Genomic DNA, 1,084 nt, shown 5'->3' with positions numbered 1-1,084 from the left:
TTCGTATTCACCACCTCCACCGTCTTCGACTCCGAGACCCCCTACACGAAGTTCGGCGCGGTGGCCGTATCCGGATCCGGCGAGGGCGGTGGCGGCGGCGGAGTGGTCGCCGCCGTGCTCGAGGACGGCGTACGCGCCGAACTTCGTGTAGGGGGTCTCGGAGTCGAAGACGGTGGAGGTGGTGAATACGAAGAGGCGGTCGCGGTCGCGGGCGTGGCCGGTGGTCGCGGAGATGTCCGCGTCCTTGCCGGGGCGGCGCCAGTAGCGGGTGGTGCCGCGGGCGAAGATCAGGGTCCAGCCGTGGGGGGTGAGGATGTCGGCCCAGTCGGTGCGCGCTTCGTAGTCGTCGCCGGGGGTGACGTCGCCGTCGCGGTTCGCGGGCGTCGCCGTCCAGGTGGCCGACAGGGTCGCGGCCTGTTCGGGGGCGGGGGTCTCGTCGAGGGTCCCGATGATGGCGTGGAGGGTGCCGCGCTCGTCGTCGGTGAGGGTGGGGATGCTGTCCGGGCCGCCGGCGATGCGGAGCCAGGGGCGGCCGGTGTCGTGGAAGGCACCGGGGGTGGGCGCGGCGACGACGAAGCCGCCTTCGCCGCGGGTCTCGGCGAGGGTCTGGTGGTCGGGGTCGGCGGCGAGCTTCGTGTTGCCGACGACGGGCCGGTCGGTGCGGTACAGCCAGTGGATGCCGCCGGAGGGTGACTGCTCAAGCCAGCCGGTGGACACGCGGGCCCAGAGGTCGCCGACGCCGGAGTCCTGGGCGAGCTGCGCGAGCTCGGGGAGGCGGTTCATGGCGCGGCCTTCGAGTTCGAGCATCTCGAGGTTGCCGGAGACGGCGCCGGTGACGATTCCGAGCCCGAAGGGGGTGTCGCCGGTCCACGTCTGGTCGATCTCGGCGGGTGTGGCGATGGTGGTCTGCGCCTGCTTCCACGAGCCGTGGGGGCGCTTGCTGGTGCCGGGGGCGACGGGGATGACGGACACGCCGGCGGCCGCGAGCTGGTGCGCGGTCTGGTTGATGCTGCTCATGGGGTGCTTCCTGTGGGCGCGGGTGTCGGCGGGGTGGGGGCGGCGCCCACCGGAAGCACCCCATGAG

Annotated in this window: 1 protein-coding gene; it reads right to left on the bottom strand. The window is 72.8% G+C overall.

All coding sequences use genetic code 11. The annotated features are described in order from the left end of the window. A partial coding sequence (locus tag C5C30_RS17275; protein WP_181131626.1) for a bifunctional DNA primase/polymerase occupies positions 1-1,017 on the bottom strand: 1,017 nt, incomplete at its 3' end. Positions 1,018-1,084 lie beyond the last annotated feature (67 nt).

It is taken from the genome of Rathayibacter sp. AY2B5 (assembly GCF_002931645.1).
Classification (GTDB): Bacteria; Actinomycetota; Actinomycetes; order Actinomycetales; family Microbacteriaceae; genus Rathayibacter.
This window is presented reverse-complemented; position numbering and strand designations above follow the sequence as displayed.